This window comes from Arthrobacter sp. zg-Y238 (assembly GCF_024385525.1).
Classification (GTDB): domain Bacteria; phylum Actinomycetota; class Actinomycetes; order Actinomycetales; family Micrococcaceae; genus Arthrobacter_B; species Arthrobacter_B jinronghuae.
The window spans coordinates 59222-75034 of record NZ_JANFLU010000004.1 but is presented as its reverse complement, the minus strand read 5'-3'; the positions used below and the strand labels follow the sequence as shown (position 1 = coordinate 75034).

The 15813-nt window shown below is 64.9% G+C and carries 18 protein-coding genes; 4 read left to right on the top strand and 14 right to left on the bottom strand.

Annotated elements, in window-relative coordinates; translation table 11 throughout:
* Positions 1 to 150 precede the first annotated feature (150 nt).
* The 5 genes from ccsB to NNX38_RS04000 all read right to left on the bottom strand — a co-directional run bounded on the left by ccsB (position 151) and on the right by NNX38_RS04000 (position 5127).
* Positions 151 to 1179, bottom strand: coding sequence for a c-type cytochrome biogenesis protein CcsB (gene ccsB / locus NNX38_RS04020; protein WP_255796861.1), 1029 nt, complete (start codon positions 1177 to 1179; stop codon positions 151 to 153).
* Complete coding sequence (locus tag NNX38_RS04015) at positions 1179 to 2900, bottom strand: cytochrome c biogenesis protein ResB (RefSeq protein ID WP_370646363.1); 1722 nt, start codon at positions 2898 to 2900, stop codon at positions 1179 to 1181. The genes ccsB and NNX38_RS04015 overlap by 1 nt, the downstream gene beginning before the upstream one ends.
* A gap of 66 nt (positions 2901 to 2966) precedes the next feature.
* Positions 2967 to 3764: a cytochrome c biogenesis CcdA family protein gene (locus NNX38_RS04010; RefSeq protein WP_229950272.1), complete on the bottom strand. Its 798-nt coding sequence runs from the start codon at positions 3762 to 3764 to the stop codon at positions 2967 to 2969.
* Positions 3765 to 3769: 5 nt separating this feature from the next.
* On the bottom strand, positions 3770 to 4405 hold the full coding sequence (locus NNX38_RS04005) for a TlpA family protein disulfide reductase (RefSeq protein ID WP_370646362.1): 636 nt from the start codon (positions 4403 to 4405) through the stop codon (positions 3770 to 3772).
* A 59-nt stretch (positions 4406 to 4464) separates the two neighbouring features.
* On the bottom strand, positions 4465 to 5127 hold the full coding sequence (locus NNX38_RS04000) for a histidine phosphatase family protein (RefSeq protein ID WP_255796860.1): 663 nt from the start codon (positions 5125 to 5127) through the stop codon (positions 4465 to 4467).
* 158 nt (positions 5128 to 5285) lie between these two features.
* Between NNX38_RS04000 and NNX38_RS03995 the strand changes: the two genes are divergently transcribed.
* The 3 genes from NNX38_RS03995 to NNX38_RS03985 all read left to right on the top strand — a co-directional run bounded on the left by NNX38_RS03995 (position 5286) and on the right by NNX38_RS03985 (position 8974).
* Positions 5286 to 5825 carry a YceI family protein gene (locus NNX38_RS03995; RefSeq protein ID WP_255797006.1) on the top strand — a complete coding sequence of 180 codons (540 nt, stop codon included), beginning with the start codon at positions 5286 to 5288 and terminating at the stop codon, positions 5823 to 5825.
* Positions 5826 to 6053: 228 nt separating this feature from the next.
* Complete coding sequence (locus NNX38_RS03990) at positions 6054 to 6785, top strand: hypothetical protein (protein WP_255796859.1); 732 nt, start codon at positions 6054 to 6056, stop codon at positions 6783 to 6785.
* Between the two features lie 977 nt (positions 6786 to 7762).
* On the top strand, positions 7763 to 8974 hold the full coding sequence (locus tag NNX38_RS03985) for a hypothetical protein (protein WP_255796858.1): 1212 nt from the start codon (positions 7763 to 7765) through the stop codon (positions 8972 to 8974).
* Here NNX38_RS03985 and NNX38_RS03980 read toward each other — a convergent pair.
* The gene (locus NNX38_RS03980; protein WP_255796857.1) at positions 8930 to 9688 is read right to left on the bottom strand and encodes a redox-sensing transcriptional repressor Rex; all 759 of its coding nucleotides are present in this window, start codon (positions 9686 to 9688) and stop codon (positions 8930 to 8932) included. The two genes, NNX38_RS03985 and NNX38_RS03980, sit on opposite strands and share 45 nt — an antisense overlap.
* Positions 9688 to 9939 (bottom strand): glutaredoxin family protein, encoded by a 252-nt coding sequence (locus tag NNX38_RS03975; protein ID WP_255796856.1) that lies wholly within the window; start codon positions 9937 to 9939, stop codon positions 9688 to 9690. Before NNX38_RS03975 ends, NNX38_RS03980 begins: the two co-directional genes overlap by 1 nt.
* 66 nt (positions 9940 to 10005) lie before the next feature.
* Between NNX38_RS03975 and NNX38_RS03970 the strand changes: the two genes are divergently transcribed.
* On the top strand, positions 10006 to 10818 hold the full coding sequence (locus NNX38_RS03970) for an HAD family phosphatase (protein WP_255796855.1): 813 nt from the start codon (positions 10006 to 10008) through the stop codon (positions 10816 to 10818).
* A 138-nt stretch (positions 10819 to 10956) separates the two neighbouring features.
* On the opposite strand, the gene NNX38_RS03965 is transcribed toward NNX38_RS03970, so the two are convergent.
* The 7 genes from NNX38_RS03965 to NNX38_RS03935 all read right to left on the bottom strand — a co-directional run bounded on the left by NNX38_RS03965 (position 10957) and on the right by NNX38_RS03935 (position 15727).
* Positions 10957 to 11055 (bottom strand): 30S ribosomal protein bS22, encoded by a 99-nt coding sequence (locus NNX38_RS03965; protein WP_003792170.1) that lies wholly within the window; start codon positions 11053 to 11055, stop codon positions 10957 to 10959.
* 206 nt (positions 11056 to 11261) lie between these two features.
* The gene (locus NNX38_RS03960; protein ID WP_255796854.1) at positions 11262 to 11474 is read right to left on the bottom strand and encodes a helix-turn-helix domain-containing protein; all 213 of its coding nucleotides are present in this window, start codon (positions 11472 to 11474) and stop codon (positions 11262 to 11264) included.
* A gap of 198 nt (positions 11475 to 11672) precedes the next feature.
* Positions 11673 to 13013, bottom strand: a complete 1341-nt coding sequence (gene gdhA / locus NNX38_RS03955; protein ID WP_255796853.1) for an NADP-specific glutamate dehydrogenase — start codon at positions 13011 to 13013, stop codon at positions 11673 to 11675.
* Positions 13014 to 13116: 103 nt separating this feature from the next.
* Positions 13117 to 13596, bottom strand: coding sequence for a helix-turn-helix transcriptional regulator (locus tag NNX38_RS03950; protein ID WP_255796852.1), 480 nt, complete (start codon positions 13594 to 13596; stop codon positions 13117 to 13119).
* Between the two features lie 105 nt (positions 13597 to 13701).
* On the bottom strand, positions 13702 to 14064 hold the full coding sequence (locus tag NNX38_RS03945) for a hypothetical protein (RefSeq protein ID WP_255796851.1): 363 nt from the start codon (positions 14062 to 14064) through the stop codon (positions 13702 to 13704).
* Positions 14061 to 14435 (bottom strand): TetR/AcrR family transcriptional regulator, encoded by a 375-nt coding sequence (locus tag NNX38_RS03940; protein WP_255796850.1) that lies wholly within the window; start codon positions 14433 to 14435, stop codon positions 14061 to 14063. The genes NNX38_RS03945 and NNX38_RS03940 overlap by 4 nt, the downstream gene beginning before the upstream one ends.
* Positions 14436 to 14518: 83 nt before the next feature.
* Positions 14519 to 15727, bottom strand: a complete 1209-nt coding sequence (locus NNX38_RS03935) for an acetoin utilization protein AcuC (RefSeq protein ID WP_255796849.1) — start codon at positions 15725 to 15727, stop codon at positions 14519 to 14521.
* Positions 15728 to 15813: the final 86 nt, after the last annotated feature.

Sequence of the window (15813 nt, the reverse complement as noted above, 5' to 3'; positions counted from 1 at the left end):
CGGTTCTTGCAATACTGCGCAGCTAGCTGACCACCGCATCGAAAAAGACCCGTTCCGGATGTTCCCGGAACGGGTCTTTCTGTGTCTTTCATGCCGGGGCCGTCAGGGCCCGGTGGAGCCAGGCTCCGGAGTAGTTAACCCCCGGAGTAGCTAGACCCCGGAGTAGCTGTGAAGTCCGGAGAAGAACATGTTGACGATCGTGAAGTTGAAGACCACGCAGAGGTAGCCGACAATCGACAGCCAGGCGGAACGGGTTCCGGTCCAGCCGCGGGTGGCACGGGCATGCAGGTAACCGGCGTAGACCACCCAGATCACGAAGGTCCAGACTTCCTTGGTGTCCCAGCCCCAGTACCGGCCCCACGCTTGTTCGGCCCAGATGGCGCCGGCCATGAGGGTGAAGGTCCACAGCACGAATGCCACTGCGTTGATGCGGTAGGACAGGTTTTCCAGGCTCTGCGCGGAAGGCACGATGCGCATGAACGGCAGCCGTTCCTTGCGTCCGGACCGGATCCGGGTTTCCCGGTCCGCCTGCAGGAGCTGCAGGACGGACATGGCGAACGTCAGCGTGAACAGTGCCGAGGCGATCACGGCAACCGAAACGTGGATGATCAGCCAGTAGCTCTGCAGCGCGGGAACCAGGTGTGCCACCGGCGTCGGGAATCCGATGGTGGCAGCCATCATCATGACGAGCACCAGGCCCACCACCACGGTGCCGAGGAAGCGCAGGTCCCGGCGGGTCAGCACCAGCAGGAACACCACGGCCACGACCAGGGCGCCCGTGGTGCAGAACTCGTACATGTTGCCCCAGGGCACCCGGTGCGCGGCCATGCCGCGGGTGACGACGCCGGCCGCGTGGACGGCTGCGGCCAGCACGGTCAGGGCCACGCCTACCCGTGCTGCGTTGCGCCGCGGACCGGTGTAGCCCATGGCACTGTCGGCGGTCTGCGCCTCGCGGCTGCCGTCGACATCCCAGTCCCGGGCGGAGCCGTTGCCGGAGCCGGCTGGAACGGTTTCACGCACGGCGGTTTTCTGTTCCAGCCGGCTCTCCACCGCCCGGATGGTCTTGCTGCTTTTCGCCAGGTCCCACGCGAACGCCAGGAAGGCGACCGTGTAGGCGAATGCCGCCAGCAGCATAAAGCGCTCGCTGTATAGGGCGAGGGTGTAATCGATGGAGGGCATTACTGGTCCTTACCTGATTCTTCTGCGGCATTGCTGTCCGCCGTTGCGTTTGCAGAGACGGTGGCCCGTCCAACATTCTTTCCTTCTGCGTCCTGCTGTGCCAACCACTTCTCAGCGAACAGGCTGCGGAGCGCAGCTGCTTCACTGGTCAGCCGGGGATCTTCGCCCCGGGCCAGCAGCCCGTATTCGACCATGACCCGTCCGTCGGGATGCTGGCCTGCCCGGACCCACACCCGCCGGCGTGCCAGGAACAGCGAGGCAGCCAGACCCGACAGGGAGAGCACGGCGAACACGAGGACACCGGTCTTTCCCGGATCGTAGTGGATGTCCAGCGCCGCGTACCGCTTGAGGTCGCTGAAGGTGATGGACCCCTTGCCGTCGGGGAGCTCGTAGGTCTGGTTGGCACCCAGCACGATGCCGCCGGCGTCGAGGTCGCGGTTGTTCAGCGGGGTCAGGTCTTCGGTTTCCAGCACGTAGACATTGGAGGGCACGCCTTCGTCCAGTCCCAGGTCCCCGTAGTAGGAGTTGAGGTTCAGCTGGGGGTTGATCGGATCGGGGTCACCGGAGTAGCTGACACCGGCGTCGTCGATCATGGCGGTGGGCAGGAAGAACCCGACGAAGCCCAGCTGGTCAGGCTTGGCGTCCGGGGCCTTGATCACGGCAAGGGAGGTGTACATGGCATCCGTGGGCACCGCGACAACCGGGCCTTCCAGCGCCACATTGCCCTCGCCGTCGCGCACCGTCACTACCGGGGCGTAGCCGTTGCCCACCAGGTACACCCGGGTGCCGCCCAGCGTCAGGGGCGAGTTGACCTTCAGCACCTGTTCCTCGGCCTCGGCCTCGGGGTCTGCCTTCACCGTCACGTTGGCGGTGAAGTCCAGGGGCTGTCCGTAGTGGGTCTCGGATTCACGGTCGAATTCGATCTCGAAGTCGTCCAGCGTCAGCGAGTACGGGCTCAGCTGGTCTTCGGTGAAGTTGGAGCCGGGCGTGAAGGTGTCGTAGCTGACCAGGGTGTTGACGAAGGACTCGCCCTCCACCACGATCTTCTGCCCGCTGTAGCCAAACAACCCGCCCAAAGCCACGCAGGCCAGGACGCCGATCAGGCTGGTGTGGAAGACCAGGTTGCCCACTTCCTTGGCGAATCCGCGCTCGGCTCCGACGGAGGGCCGGTCGGTGCCCTCATCCCGGATGTCTACGCGGTAGCCGCGGCGGCGCAGGATCTTTGCGGCGTCCCGCACGGTTTCGGCGGGGGAAAGCGACATGGATGCCGGCACGGTGAGCGTGCCGTACTCGGGCATCCGGGAAAGCCGGCTCGGCGTGCGCGGGGGCTTGGAGCGCATGGCCTTGAAGTGGGCCTTGGCCCGGGGAATCACGCAGCCGATCAGCGAGATGAACAGCAGCAGGTAGATCGCCGAGAACCAGACGGAGGAATACACGTCGAAAAGCTGGAAGCGGTCCAGCCAGGGCCCGGTTTCGGGATTGTCCTTGATGTACTGCGTGACCACCGAGGGATCGGCGGGGCGCTGCGGAAACAGTGAACCGGGCACGGCGGCGACGGCGAGCAGCAGCAGCAGGAACAGCGCCGTCTTCATGCTGGTCAGCTGGTTCCAGGCCCAGCGCAGCGTGCCGAGCAGCCCGAGGGCGGGCAGCGCGACGTCGTCCCGGCGTCCCTTGTCGGGGCGGGGCTTGGACGGGCGGGGCGTTGTTGCTTTGTCTGTCACGTCATCCGGTCCCGGGGTCAAGGTGTTCTCATTGGTCGTCTGTTCTCAGAATTCGTTGGTTTGGCATCAGATCGGCAGGGTCACGTTACCCAACCAACCTTGGAGCTGGTTGATCCACAGGTTCCAGACTCCGCTGACCATCAGCAGGCCCAGGGCAATCAGCATGCCGCCGCCGAAACGCTGCAGGGCCAGCCTGTGGCGGCGGAAGATGCCAAGGGCACCCATTCCGCGGCGGAACCCGACGGCGATGAGCAGGAACGGCAGCCCCAGCCCGAGGCAGTACACAAAGGTCAGCAGCGCTCCCTTTGCGGCGCTGGCGTCGCTGCCGGAGAAGGAAAGCAGCTGGACCGCTGAAAGCGTGGGACCGATGCACGGCGCCCAGCCCAGGCCGAAGGTGATGCCGAGCACCGGAGCTCCCCAGAGTCCGGCGGGAGGCTTGGCTTCGATCTTGCGGTCGCGCTGGAACCAGCTCATGCCGCCCATGAAAACAATGCCCAGCAGAATCACGACGAGGCCGAGGACCTGCGAGATCCAGGCCTGTTCGGAGCCTTTCAGCCACGCACCCAACTGTCCGATTCCGGCGCCCAGGGCCACGAAGACCACGGAGAAACCGAGCACGAACAATCCGATCCCGGCGAACATCCGGCCCCGCCGCTGCTTCTGCAGGTCAACGCCGGTCAACCCCGTGACATAACCGAGGTAGCCCGGAACCAGGGGCAGCACGCATGGGGAAAGGAAGGATACGAGGCCGGCGAGGGCAGCCACGGGGATGGCCAGCAGTACGGAGCCGTTCAGTACGGTGTCGGCAAAGGTATTGGCGGTGGACTCGGCCACCGGGGCCACGACGGCGGGAAGGAAGGACACTGTCCCTACGCTGCCAGCGAGTCGCTGATCAGGGCCTTCAGGGTGCCCTTGTCGGCCAGTCCGAGGATGCGGGCGGCCACGCGGCCCTGCCGGTCCAGCACCAGCGTGGTGGGCACGGCAGACGGTGGAACGAAGTTGGTCATGGCCAGCAGCACGCCGCCGTCCTTGTCCCTGAAGCTGGGGTAGGGAATGTTGAAGTTGCGCTCAAACGCTTCCGCGGTGGCCTTCTCGTCCCGGATGTTCACGCCGTAGAAGCGGGCACCGGCACCTGCGAACTCATTGTGCAGCTCCACCAGGTCCGGGGCTTCCTTCCGGCACGGAGCGCAGGCGGCGTACCAGAAGTTGAGCACGACGACGTCGCCCGCCCAGTCAGCGGAGGATACCTCTGTGCCGTCAAACAGGGTTCCAGTGAGCTGCACCGCTTCGCCGCGGTCGGCGGCGTCGTACTCAGTGACGGAGCCGTCGCCGGCAATGTAGTTCTTGTTGTCTCCTGCGTTGGCCTGCTCGGCCAGGGGATCATCCGTGGAACAGCCGGCGGCAGCTGCGGCAAAGGGGACGGCGAGGGCCAGCCCGGCACCGAGCCGAAGGAAGGAGCGGCGCCCGAGGGCTTCCGGCTCAGCAGGGCGTGTGCGGTTCTTCAAGGATTTCCAGCTTTCATCGCGGCAGGGAGGAGCCACTTCTACAACGCGTAGTAATTCTATTATGCTCCCGGAACATTTGCTGCACCGGGAAGGAGGTCCGCGCTGGGCTCGGCGTAGCGCACGCCGGTGAGTACGGCGCCGTCGAACTCCAGGGTGGTAACGGAGGTCAGGGTGCACTCACGCTGGCGGGGATCGTGCCAGAGCTTCTTGCCCTCGGCTGCAAGCCGGGTGACCCAGATGGGCAGCTGATGGCTGACCAGAACCGCTTCGGCATTGTCTCCGCCGAGTTCCACTGCACGCATCCGCGCGTCGTCGACGGCAGACATCACGCGGGCAACCTGCTTGGCATACGGCTCCCCCCAGGAGGGGCGCATGGGGTTGCGCAGGAGCGGCCAGTAGCGCGGATTGCGCAGCTGGCTCTTAATGCGGGACATGCCCTCAAAGCGGTTTTCCGCCTCAATGATCCGCTCATCCGTCGCGATCTCCAAGTTCAGCCCGGCCGCCAAAGGGGCGGCGGTCTCTTGGGCCCGGGTCAGCGGCGAAGCAACCAGGTAGACCAGGTTGGCACCCTTGCTGCGCTCTTCGATGAAGTGTTCCGCCACGCGGTCCGCCATCTGGCGCCCGAGGTCGGACAAATGGAACTCCGGGAGGCGTCCGTAGAGGACCTTGTCCGGATTGAAGACTTCACCGTGGCGTACGAGGTGTATGGATGAGCGGGACATGTGTCCCAGTTTCGCAGAGATGGAGCCGTCAGCTAAATCTCTGCAAATCGCCGAACCATTTCACTTGAACCTTTAACCAAGTCGTGCAACACTGTATGCAAATGCATGAAAGTGCCGTCGGGGCCTCCCGGCAGCACTGCTACCAGAAGGAGCTCTCCATGGTCCCCAGCGGCCTCACCACCGGAACTTGGAATTTCGACGCCTCGCACAGCGAAGTGGGCTTCACTGTCCGTCACGCCGGCATCAGCAAGGTCCGCGGCAACTTCGACAAGGTCGAAGCGACCCTCGTGGTCGGCGAGACCCTGAGTGAAACCGTGGTCACTGCGGTGATTGCCGCTGATTCCTTCAACTCCAACGACGCAAACCGTGATGCACACGTCAAGAGTGCGGATTTCTTCGACGTCGAGCAGTTCCCGGAGCTGACGTTCACGGCGACCGGAATTGAGAGCGCCGGCTCCACCTACAAGATCACAGGCGACCTGACGATCAAGGGCATCACCCACTCCGTCGTTATGGACACGGAGTTCAACGGTGTGGCCGTGGATCCCTTCGGCGCTACCCGCTCCGGCTTCTCCGCCAGCACGGTCATCAGCCGCAAGGATTTCGACCTGACCTGGAACGCGGCACTGGAAACCGGCGGCGTCCTGGTGGGCGACAAGGTCACCATCAACGTTGACGCAGCCTTCGTAGCAGCCTAGAAACCTCCCCCATTCCCCCCACAGGGCGGCCCCGGACCTATTGGTCCGGGGCCGTTTTTTCTGGTGCTGTTTTTTCTGGGGCTGTTTTCCGGGACCATCTTTCCGGGACCCCTGACCGTCCCGGACCCTCCGCGATACGCTGGATGCTTGGCTGCGGGGGCGCCCCCGGCCAAGCCGATGGCACCTTCGTCCAGCCGCTTCGAGATACCAACCAGCAAGCAGGCGGACATGACTACACCAGAGAACACTCCCGAGCCGGGGCGCGAGCCCAACCACCCGACCAATCCTGACGGTCCAAACAGCCCCGCGGGTGCAGACGGCCCTGCGAATCCCGGTGGATTTGCCAGTCCCGGATCCGGTCCCGGGACCGGTCCCGGATCCCGTCCGGAGCCGCAGTACGGCCAGTACGCTCCCAGCGGACCCTACGACCAGTCCGGCCCCTCCGGCTACACCCAGCCCTCGGGCTACACCCAGCCCTACACCTATGCACCGCCGGTAAAGCCGCCGAAGGGCCCTGCCCCGCGCGAGGTCATCATCGGATCGTGGCTGATCATTGCTGCAGGCGTGCTGAGCCTCATCAACAACGTCATCACCTCGTTCAGCCTGCCGTCGATCATGACCCCCCAGGAGGAGCAGGCGTTCGCTGAAACAGGCCTGGACGGAGACAGCGTGAACTCCTTCCTCGTTTCCTTTGGCATCGTTGTGGCCCTGATCGGCTTTGCAATCTACCTGCTGATCGCGCTCTTTGTGCGGCGGGGAAAGAACTGGGCCCGCATTCTAGGCACGGTGTTTGCCGCCTTCTCCTTGATCGGCATCTTCACCATGCTGGGCGCTTACTTCACCTCCCCACTAAGCCTGATTTCGCTGGTGTCCAGCCTGCTGGGAATTGCCGGAATCGTGATGCTGTATCTGCGGCCGTCCACCCCGTACTTCCGCAAGGCTCCGCTGTACCCCTACTGAGCTGCGCACCATCCCGTCTCAGCGTCCCCGGGCATCCACGCAGAGTCCCGTCGGTTTCGGCGGGACTTTTCCCTTGCCGGATCGGGTTTCGCAGTGGAGGGGTCACATGCCGGTCGAGCCCGCGTAGCGTTGTGTTCTCTTCCGGCGGCGAGTTGCTACGCAAGGTGCCCCGGAGGTGCCGTTCCGCCGTGAAGGGGAGGACCATGGCAGCTCTGCTTCCTAACCCGCAGCAACAAAAAACACGCATTCCCCTGCGCCTTCCGCACCGGGCAGTCGACTCTCCGGAGCATGAAGGGACGAACATCTTCATCCCGGAAGTACCGCTCTATCCCCCGACGGTCTCCGGAGGCGCCGTAACCGGTTCAGACCACGGCCATGGCTCCCCGCAATGGGAAGGAGATACCTCTCCTGGACCCGGCCCGTCCGCCGAGACCGGGGAGGATGGCAGCGGCCATGCCCTCTACCTGTGGCTCCGGGCGGGGTTTCAGGGCATGTTCGCCTGGATTGGCAGCGGCCTGCATGGCACCTTTGCGTGGTTGGGTTCAGGACTGCGGGGTATATCGGCTTGGCTCCGCGTCGGAGCGGGAGGAACCTATGCCTGGCTCCGCACCGGAGTGCAGGGAAGCTACACGTGGCTCCGCAGCTTGGTACGCGCCACGTCCACTCGTGTCCAGGCCGCCGCGCACGCTACCTCGAATCGAGCCCGGGCCGGAGCGCAGGCAACCTCCGCCGGGGTCCGTGCAGGAGTCGTCCGGGTCCACAGCGGGGCACACGCCGTTTCATTGCGGGTCCAAACGGGGGCCCGCGCAACTTCCGCCGGAGTCCAGGCCGGGGCGCATGCAACATCGAAACAGGTCCAAGCAGGTGCCCATGCCACCAGCGCTGCGGTCCAGGCCGGGGCCAACCGGGTTGGCGCCGGAGCCCGTGCCGCCTCGGCCTGGGTTCAAAACGTGGCCCATACCTTCTGGAATTGGATGGTGTCCGCTGCACACGCCGCATCAGCGGCGGTCCAATCCGCCGCGCACACGACTGCTGCCGGGGCGCGCGCAGTCGCCCACGCGGTATCGGTAGCGGCTCACGCCGTCGCCCACGCGGTATCGGTAGCGGCCCGTACCGTCGCCCACGCGGTATCGGTAGCGGCCCGTACCGTCGCCCACGCGGTATCGGTAGCGGCTCACGCCGCCGCCCACGCGACTGTCGTCGCAGCCAGAACCACAGCGCACGCCACAGCGGTAGGAGCCCGCGCCTTCGCCCGCTCCGTTACGACGGCAGCCAGAACCACAGCACATGTCACAGCCATAGGCGCCCGCACTACGGCGCACGCCACCTCGGTAGCCGCCCGCACCACAGCGCACGCCACGGCAGTAGGAGCCCGCGCCGGCGCACACGCCACAGCAGTAGCCGCCCGCACCACCGCACACGCCACAGCAGTAGGCGCCCGAACCACCGCACACGCCACGGCAGTAGGCGCCCGAACCACAGCCCATGTCACAGCGGTCGGAGCCCGCGCCGTCGCACACACCGTCTCAGTGGTAACCCGCACCGTCGCCCATGCAACGGCCGTGGCAGCCCGCACCACAGCGCACGCGATAGCCGTGGTGGTGCGGGCGGTGCAACGTCGCCTGCCTGCCAATACCGGCAACCCGGTTCCTGCCATTGCAGCGGCATTCGTCCTGATTGCGGGAGCCGGCCTGCTCAATCTGTGGGGCACCGTTTCAACCATTTCCCGGACGCCCGTACCGGATTCGCTGCCGCCGGTCCTGTCCCTCCTCGAACGGTACGGAGTGACCGCCACCCACTATGCCAGGACGCTCGCGGCGGTAGAGCTCGCCTACGCCCTGGTGATCCTGGGAACCGCACTCCTGCTCGCGGTTGCCGTTCGGGAAAAGCGCCGCTGGGCGCGGATAGTCTCCGCGGTCCTTGCGGGCACGGCGCTGTTCTATGCGCTGAACGCAGGTACCGGGACCCAGTCACTTGCAGCAGGACTGGGTGTCGCAGGCGCCGCGATCACCTTCACCAAGGGAGCAGCTCCGTGGTTCCGACGGCGGGTCCTGTCGGTGCAGCCGTTCCCGCCGCTAAGGCACCAAACAAAGCCGCAGCATCAAGTAGAAGCCCAGGCGGAACCCCTGCAGGCGGATCCGGTCCTAGCGCGCCAGGCGGGCGCGGGCGGCGATCTGCGAAACCTGTGAACGCTGTGCGTGGTAGGCAAGGATCTGCAGTTCGGTCGCCATGTCCACTTTGCGGATCTGGACATGTTCGGGCGCCTGGAGCACTACTGGAGCAAAGCTGAGAATGCTGGTAATGCCGGACTCCACGAGGCGGTCGCATAGATCCTGCGCAACCTCGGCGGGCACCGAGAGCACGGCCATGTTTGCCCCGGTCTTCGCGAGCACTGCTTCAAGCGAGTCCACCGGGCTGATCCTCAGCCAGCCCACCTCCTGGCCGATTACCATCGGGTCGGCGTCGAACAGTGCCACAACCTCGAAGCCCCTGGAGCCGAACCCTGGATAGCCTGCCAAGGCACGGCCGAGGTTGCCGGCGCCTACTATGGCTACACGCCAGTTCAATGTCAGGCCAAGCGCGGCGGAAATCTGCCCGCTGAGATACGGGACGTCATATCCAACGCCCCGGGTCCCATAGGACCCCAGGTAGGACAGGTCCTTGCGCAGCTTGGGCGAATTCACGCCGGCGGCTTCGGCCAGCTCTTCGGAGGACACACGTTCTATCCCGTCGGCGAGCATGGCGGACAGCGCCCTCAGGTAGATGGTCAACCGCGCCAGCGACGCCGGCGGTATGTGTCGTCCTGCTCCCGCACCGGCCGACGTCGTGGGGGCCGGTTGGTCGCTGTTAGCCGTCTCGCGCTCCAGGGCTGCTCGGTCCGACCGGACTTCCTCGGGTGCCATCACGCCCCCAGCAGACGCCGCAGCCGCGCTTCGTCTATTTTCCAGAAGTCCCGCTGAACGCCGTCGATGAACAACACCGGAATCTCCTCGCCGAAGCGGGCGGCGAGTTCCGGGTCCTCCTCCGCGCTGCGTTCCTGCCAGGACACGCCTAGGTCATCCCCCACGCGCCGCAGCACCAAGCGGGCGTCTTCGCACAAATGGCAGCCCGGCCGGGTTAGGAGGACGACTTCCGGTCCGACGGATTCACTCATATGTCCAAAATAGCCCCAATACGTCGGATTTCCGCGCTCAGGCCGGGTTTTGCGTAGACTCGGACCATGCCCCGAGCCACTGTAGTCCGAGCCACCGGAACCACGGACGCGGCGGGCAAACCTGGCGAAGCGGCCTTTTTCGACGTCGACAATACACTCATGCGCGGTGCCAGCCTGTTCCACGTGGGCCGGAAAATGTACCAGCGGAAAGTCTTCACGATCCGTGAAGCAGCCGGGTTCGCGAGCAAACAGCTGAGGTTCATGCTGCAGGGTGAAAACCTCAAGGACGTCCACTCGGTCCGCGATGCAGCCTTGGCCTTCGCTGTTGGTCTCTCTTCGGAGGATGTACGCACTCTGGGCGAAGAAGTCTACGACGAGATGATTGTCTCCAAGATCTGGCCCGGCACCCGGGCGCTGACCCAGCAGCATATGAAGTCCGGGCGGCCGGTTTGGCTGGTCACCGGAACGCCCATCGAAGTTGCTTCGGTCATCGCCAGCCGGCTCGACCTCACCGGCGCCCTCGGAACGGTCAGCGAGGTCGCCGACGGCATGTACACCGGACGCCTGGTGGGTGAGTTCCTGCATGGGCCGGCCAAGGCTGCCGGCGTCCGGGCACTGGCTGAGAAAGAAGGCCTGGACCTGCAAAGCTGCTGGGCGTACAGCGATTCCTACAACGACGTTCCGCTGCTGAGCCTGGTGGGGCATCCGGTGGCAATCAATCCGGACGCACGCCTGCGCCGTCATGCCCGTGAGCGCAACTGGCCCGTGTACGACTTCCGTTCAGGCCGCAGGGCAGCAACACTGGGCCTGAAGTCCGCGACCGTTGCCGGGGCGACCTACGGCCTGTGGCGGGGATTCTCCTGGGTGCGGGCCCGTTAACCGCCCGGCCCAGCTCACCACCCAAAGCCCCTTAAAAACCGGAGCCCGCCTATCCCTGAGGACTGGCGGGCTCTGCCTTAGCGGACCCGGCACTGAACGTGCAGAGGGGGCCAGCTGACAACTGTCGCTAAGAAGGATCTACTTCTTATTGCGACGCTGGTGGCGGGTCTTGCGAAGCAGCTTGCGGTGCTTCTTCTTGGCCATACGCTTGCGGCGCTTCTTGATTACTGAACCCACAGAGTCCTCACAAACTTATTAGGAGTCACCGGTTCCCCTCCCCTGCTGCCGTGGGCAGAGGGGCTGGTTGCCGGTAGTTACTGGCGACAATTAAAACGTTCCTTAACAGGGTACAGCTTCAAGGCTGTGGAATTTGCCAGCGCATACCAGCAACGGGGAACGGCCCGTTGCGGCGCTGTTCACCGACGCGGTACCCGGTGCAGGGCTCAGGCGGTGTCGGTACGCCGGTCGATGACGGCGTCGCGGAGTACCTTCTGAACGGCCGATTCCGGCACACGGTAGGACCGGCCGAAACGGACGGCCGGCAGATCGCCGGAATGGACCAGCCGGTACACGGTCATCTTGGAGACCCGCATGACGTCGGCAACTTCCGATACCGTCAGAAACCGCACATCCGAGAAGTTTCCCTCGTCTGCCATTTAGTCCCGTTCCTTTGCTCATTGCCGCCGTTTCCCACAGCAAGCCATGTGGGAGCACCTGCGGCTGAAGGACATCGCGTCACCGGCCTGCTGCGACGTGCGTCACTGATGGCCCCGTACGGTCCCTACTGTAGTGGCAGGAGTAACCATAGTGGAAGTTCTTTCCGCAGCCGCGGGCACGGCCGGTGCAAGCCGGTCCTAGATCACGCCCTGGGCCAGCATTGCATCGGCTACCTTCACGAAGCCGCTGATGTTGGCGCCCACCACGTAGTCGCCGGGCGAGCCGTATTCCTCGGCCGTCCGGGCGCACCGTTCATGGATGTTGACCATAATTTCGCTGAGCCGGCGTTCCGTATGCTCGAAGGACCAGGAATCCCGGCTGGCGTTCTGCTGCATCTCCAGCGCGGAGGTGGCGACACCGCCCGCGTTGGCAGCCTTACCCGGGCCGAAGAGCACCCCGGCGGCCTGGAAGGCGGAGATGGCCGCCGGAGTGCACGGCATGTTCGCACCCTCGGCCACGGCCCGAATCCCGGACTTGATCAGTGCCAGCGCGTCTGCTTCATCCAGTTCGTTCTGGGTGGCGCAGGGCAGGGCGACGCCGGCTCCCGCGTTCCAGATGGAACCCTCCGTCACGTAGTTCACGGAGTGTCCGCGGCGCTCGGCATATTCCGAGATCCGGCCCCGCTCCACCTCCTTGATCTGCCGAAGCAACGGAACGTCAATGCCCTTTTCATCAACTATGTAGCCCGAGGAATCAGAGCAGGCCACCACTGTAGCGCCGAGCATCTGGGCCTTATCTATGGCGTTGATGGCCACATTGCCGGACCCGGAGACAATCACCCGCTGCCCGTCCAGGCTCATGCCCTTGGTCTTGAGCATCTCCTCGACAAACATCACCGCGCCGTAGCCGGTGGCTTCGGGACGGACCAGGGATCCACCCCAGCTCACGCCCTTCCCGGTCAGGACACCCGATTCATAGCGGTTCGTGATGCGTTTGTACTGCCCGAAGAGGTAACCGATCTCGCGTCCGCCGACGCCGATGTCACCGGCCGGAACGTCAGTGTACTCGCCGATGTGCCGGTACAGCTCGGTCATGAAGGACTGGCAGAAACGCATCACTTCAGCGTCTGACTTTCCCCGCGGGTCAAAGTCCGAGCCGCCCTTGCCGCCGCCGATCGGCATGCCGGTGAGAGCGTTCTTGAAGATCTGTTCGAAACCGAGGAATTTGATAATGCCCAGGTACACCGAGGGGTGGAACCGGAGCCCGCCCTTGTACGGGCCGAGGGCGGAGTTGAATTCCACCCGGAAGCCCCGGTTGATCTGCACCTGGCCCTTGTCGTCTACCCAGGGCACCCGGAAGATAATCTGCCGTTCAGGTTCGCAGATCCGCTGCAGGATCGCGGCCTCGGCAAATTCGGGATGCTTGCGCAGCACGGGGGCGAGGGAGTCGAAGACTTCCACGACGGCCTGGTGAAATTCAGTCTCACCCGGATTGCGGCGGAAGACGTCGTCGCGTACGCGTGTCAGTACACGTTCCATGTGCTGCTCCTTAGAGGTTGGATTCCCCCGGTTAGGACTACGCTAGCCCCGCGGACGCCGGGGATGCGATGGAGGCGGACCAAAGTGCCTGCGCGCCGCGCCCCTAGGGCCGGCGGCGGCGGAATTTAGGGAACTGGCCGAAGAGGTCAGCGGCCCGCTCGGCGGCCCGTCCCACGGTGCGGCCGAGGTTCTGCCCGCCCGCGTCCACCGGTAGCGGGCGGGCCTCTGCGGCGCCGGGCACCAGCGCGCCGGCCGCCGCGGCGGCCGCGGTGGCGGGCTGCGGGCTTGCAGCAACGGACGCCAGGCGGGATTCCGTGAGTGACGGAAGGTCAAAGGCCCGCAGCCACAGGACCAGCTCCTCCAGAGGGGCAGTCTCCAGCGAGTAGTACCGGCGCTGGCCTTCGGCCCGCATGGAGACGAGCCCGGCTTCGCGGAGCACTTTGAGGTGTTTGGAAACCGTGGGCTGGCTGACCTCAAGTTCTTCCACCAGTGCCCCTACGGACTTGTCGCCGGTACGCAGGGCGCCCAGGATTTCTCGCCGCGTACCTTCCGCGATTACTGCAAACACATCGTCAAAGACCATGGCATTTACCCTAGCGGATATGGAACCGGGAGCATCCCGAAGGAACGTAAGGCCAGCTGCACGAGGCACGGACGTTGTTTGATGTTTTTGCGCGGTTCTGCTGCTCTAGCGTGCGCCCACTGCGTTGTTGATCATGTCCACTAGCTGGTGCGGGTCCTCGACCGTGATCACAAGACGGTCAAATTGCTCCGCGGGATCGAGAGTGATGACGACGGCGCGGTCATATCCGGAAATATTCCAGAACTGCTTTTTCCCACCGGAATGGAAGGTGCCGGACAGCTTCCCCGGTAGTCCCAGGCCGGGACCGCGCCAGCCCTTCGGTTCGTCTCGCATACCTGGATCGAAGGTCGCTCCCCGGACGTGCTCGAGTGGAAACCGCAGGCGGCGCTTGAACGACCACATCTTGTTCAGTCCGACCGGTTCGACCACGAGGTTCGCCGGGGTGACCGTGACTTCATTGCTGCTCATGCCGAATCCTTCTCCTTACGCAGCCCTGCGCGGGTCAGCAGGCGCCTGCCTAGTTGCTCTTCGGTGATGTTGTTCGCTTCGAGAAGACCCGTGATCCGCTCGCGGACACGCTGGTCGGTAGGGGCGAGTTCGAGCAATCCGACCAGGATCACGTCGAGGCTTTCATCCGAGCCGCTTGCCGCGTCGACCGCATCGAGAACCCGCAGAAACAGCCCATGCTTGCTCCCGAAGACCCCATACAGGCTGCCCCGGTGCACACCCGTCGCTTCGACAAGGTGGTCTACCGAGGCCGACGCATACCCTCGCTGCCGGAACACCGCCGCGGCGGCTTCCACTGCACCCGTTTCCTCAAACTTACGTGGACGACCCATGGTTTGAGAATAGTCATTCAAGAACAATCAGTCAAGAAAAAGTTTTTACCGTTTCCCGCCTACAGCCTCGGGCCGGCAACCGGCTAGTCGAACCATGGATCCAGCCCGTGCAGCGGGAACAGTTCCTTGCGCGTGGCCATCACGGTCCGGTCAATCTCGTCATTCGGGTCGTAGCCCACTTCCCAGGACCGCCACCAGATATCCGCCCCGTCCCCCAGCGTCTCGCCGGACTTCACTCCGTGCTTCTCCAGCACATAGTCGCGCCAGGCCGGGGGCAGCGGGGTGGCGGGACGCACCCGCCCGTTGGCAGCCACTGACATGAGCAGCGCCCAGGACCGCGGCACCACGGAGGCGACGTTGTAGCCGCCTCCGCCGGTGGCGATCCAACGGCCTTCGCACAGCCGGCCGGCCAGATCGCTGATGGTCAGGGCGGCCTGCCGCTGCGCCTCCACGCTGATCCGGAGGCTGGTCATGGGATCATCCGTGTGGCTGTCGCAGCCGTGCTGGCTGACAATCACTTCCGGAGCGAAGGCCTCCGTCAGCTGCGGAACCACTGCATGGAACGCCCGCAGCCAGCCGGCGTCGGAGGTGCGCGCCGGGACGGCGATGTTGACCGCGGTTCCTTCGGCTGCCTTGCCGCCGGTTTCATTGGCGAATCCCGTCCCCGGGAACAGGGTCAGACCGCTTTCATGCAGCGAAATGGTCATCACGCGCGGATCGTCCCAGAAGATGTTCTGCGTCCCGTCGCCGTGGTGGGCGTCGACGTCGATGTACACCACCCGCTGCACACCGTTGGCGAGGAGACGCGCGACGGCGGCCGCGGCATCGTTGTACACGCAGAAGCCGGACGCCTTTTCATAGCCGGCATGGTGCATCCCGCCGGCAAAGTTGACCGCATGCGTAGCTTCGCCGGACAGGATGGCGTCCGCAGCGGCCAGGGAACCGCCGACCAGCCGGGCACTGGCCTCGTGCATGCCGGCGAAGGCGGGGGTGTCCTCGGTGCCCAGCCCCAGCAGCGTATTGCAGTTCGCCGGATCGGCTCCGGCGGCCTGCACGGCACTGATGTAGTCGAAGCCGTGGACGGTCAGCAGGTCGGCCGCCGAGGCGACATACGGCTCGGCCATGGAGACCCCTTGGAGGTCGAAAAGTCCCAGTTCACGGGCCAGCCGGGCGGTAAGGTCCAGGCGCGCCGGGCTCATGGGATGGCCTGCACCGAAGTCGTAAGCCAGCATGGATTCATCCCAGACAATGCACGTCGGCATAATGGGAAGGCTTAGCCCGGAACTGATCATGCAGACAGGCTACGTGATGCGGGCGCTACTCTGATATTGGTGTCCGCGCCCATCTGACGGATAAGTGCTACTACTTGCGGAAACCC

What these genes read in the sequence shown, in the direction of transcription:
- ccsB (WP_255796861.1), bottom strand. Translation starts at nt 1,179, where the DNA reads ATGCCCTCCATCGATTACACCCTCGCCCTATACAGCGAGCGCTTTATG.
- NNX38_RS04000 (WP_255796860.1), bottom strand. Translation starts at nt 5,127, where the DNA reads ATGTCCCGCTCATCCATACACCTCGTACGCCACGGTGAAGTCTTCAAT.
- NNX38_RS03995 (WP_255797006.1), top strand. Translation starts at nt 5,286, where the DNA reads ATGGTCCCCAGCGGCCTCACCACCGGAACTTGGAATTTCGACGCCTCG.
- NNX38_RS03990 (WP_255796859.1), top strand. Translation starts at nt 6,054, where the DNA reads ATGACTACACCAGAGAACACTCCCGAGCCGGGGCGCGAGCCCAACCAC.
- NNX38_RS03980 (WP_255796857.1), bottom strand. Translation starts at nt 9,688, where the DNA reads ATGGCACCCGAGGAAGTCCGGTCGGACCGAGCAGCCCTGGAGCGCGAG.
- NNX38_RS03975 (WP_255796856.1), bottom strand. Translation starts at nt 9,939, where the DNA reads ATGAGTGAATCCGTCGGACCGGAAGTCGTCCTCCTAACCCGGCCGGGC.
- NNX38_RS03970 (WP_255796855.1), top strand. Translation starts at nt 10,006, where the DNA reads ATGCCCCGAGCCACTGTAGTCCGAGCCACCGGAACCACGGACGCGGCG.
- NNX38_RS03960 (WP_255796854.1), bottom strand. Translation starts at nt 11,474, where the DNA reads ATGGCAGACGAGGGAAACTTCTCGGATGTGCGGTTTCTGACGGTATCG.
- gdhA (WP_255796853.1), bottom strand. Translation starts at nt 13,013, where the DNA reads ATGGAACGTGTACTGACACGCGTACGCGACGACGTCTTCCGCCGCAAT.
- NNX38_RS03950 (WP_255796852.1), bottom strand. Translation starts at nt 13,596, where the DNA reads ATGGTCTTTGACGATGTGTTTGCAGTAATCGCGGAAGGTACGCGGCGA.
- NNX38_RS03945 (WP_255796851.1), bottom strand. Translation starts at nt 14,064, where the DNA reads ATGAGCAGCAATGAAGTCACGGTCACCCCGGCGAACCTCGTGGTCGAA.
- NNX38_RS03940 (WP_255796850.1), bottom strand. Translation starts at nt 14,435, where the DNA reads ATGGGTCGTCCACGTAAGTTTGAGGAAACGGGTGCAGTGGAAGCCGCC.
- NNX38_RS03935 (WP_255796849.1), bottom strand. Translation starts at nt 15,727, where the DNA reads ATGATCAGTTCCGGGCTAAGCCTTCCCATTATGCCGACGTGCATTGTC.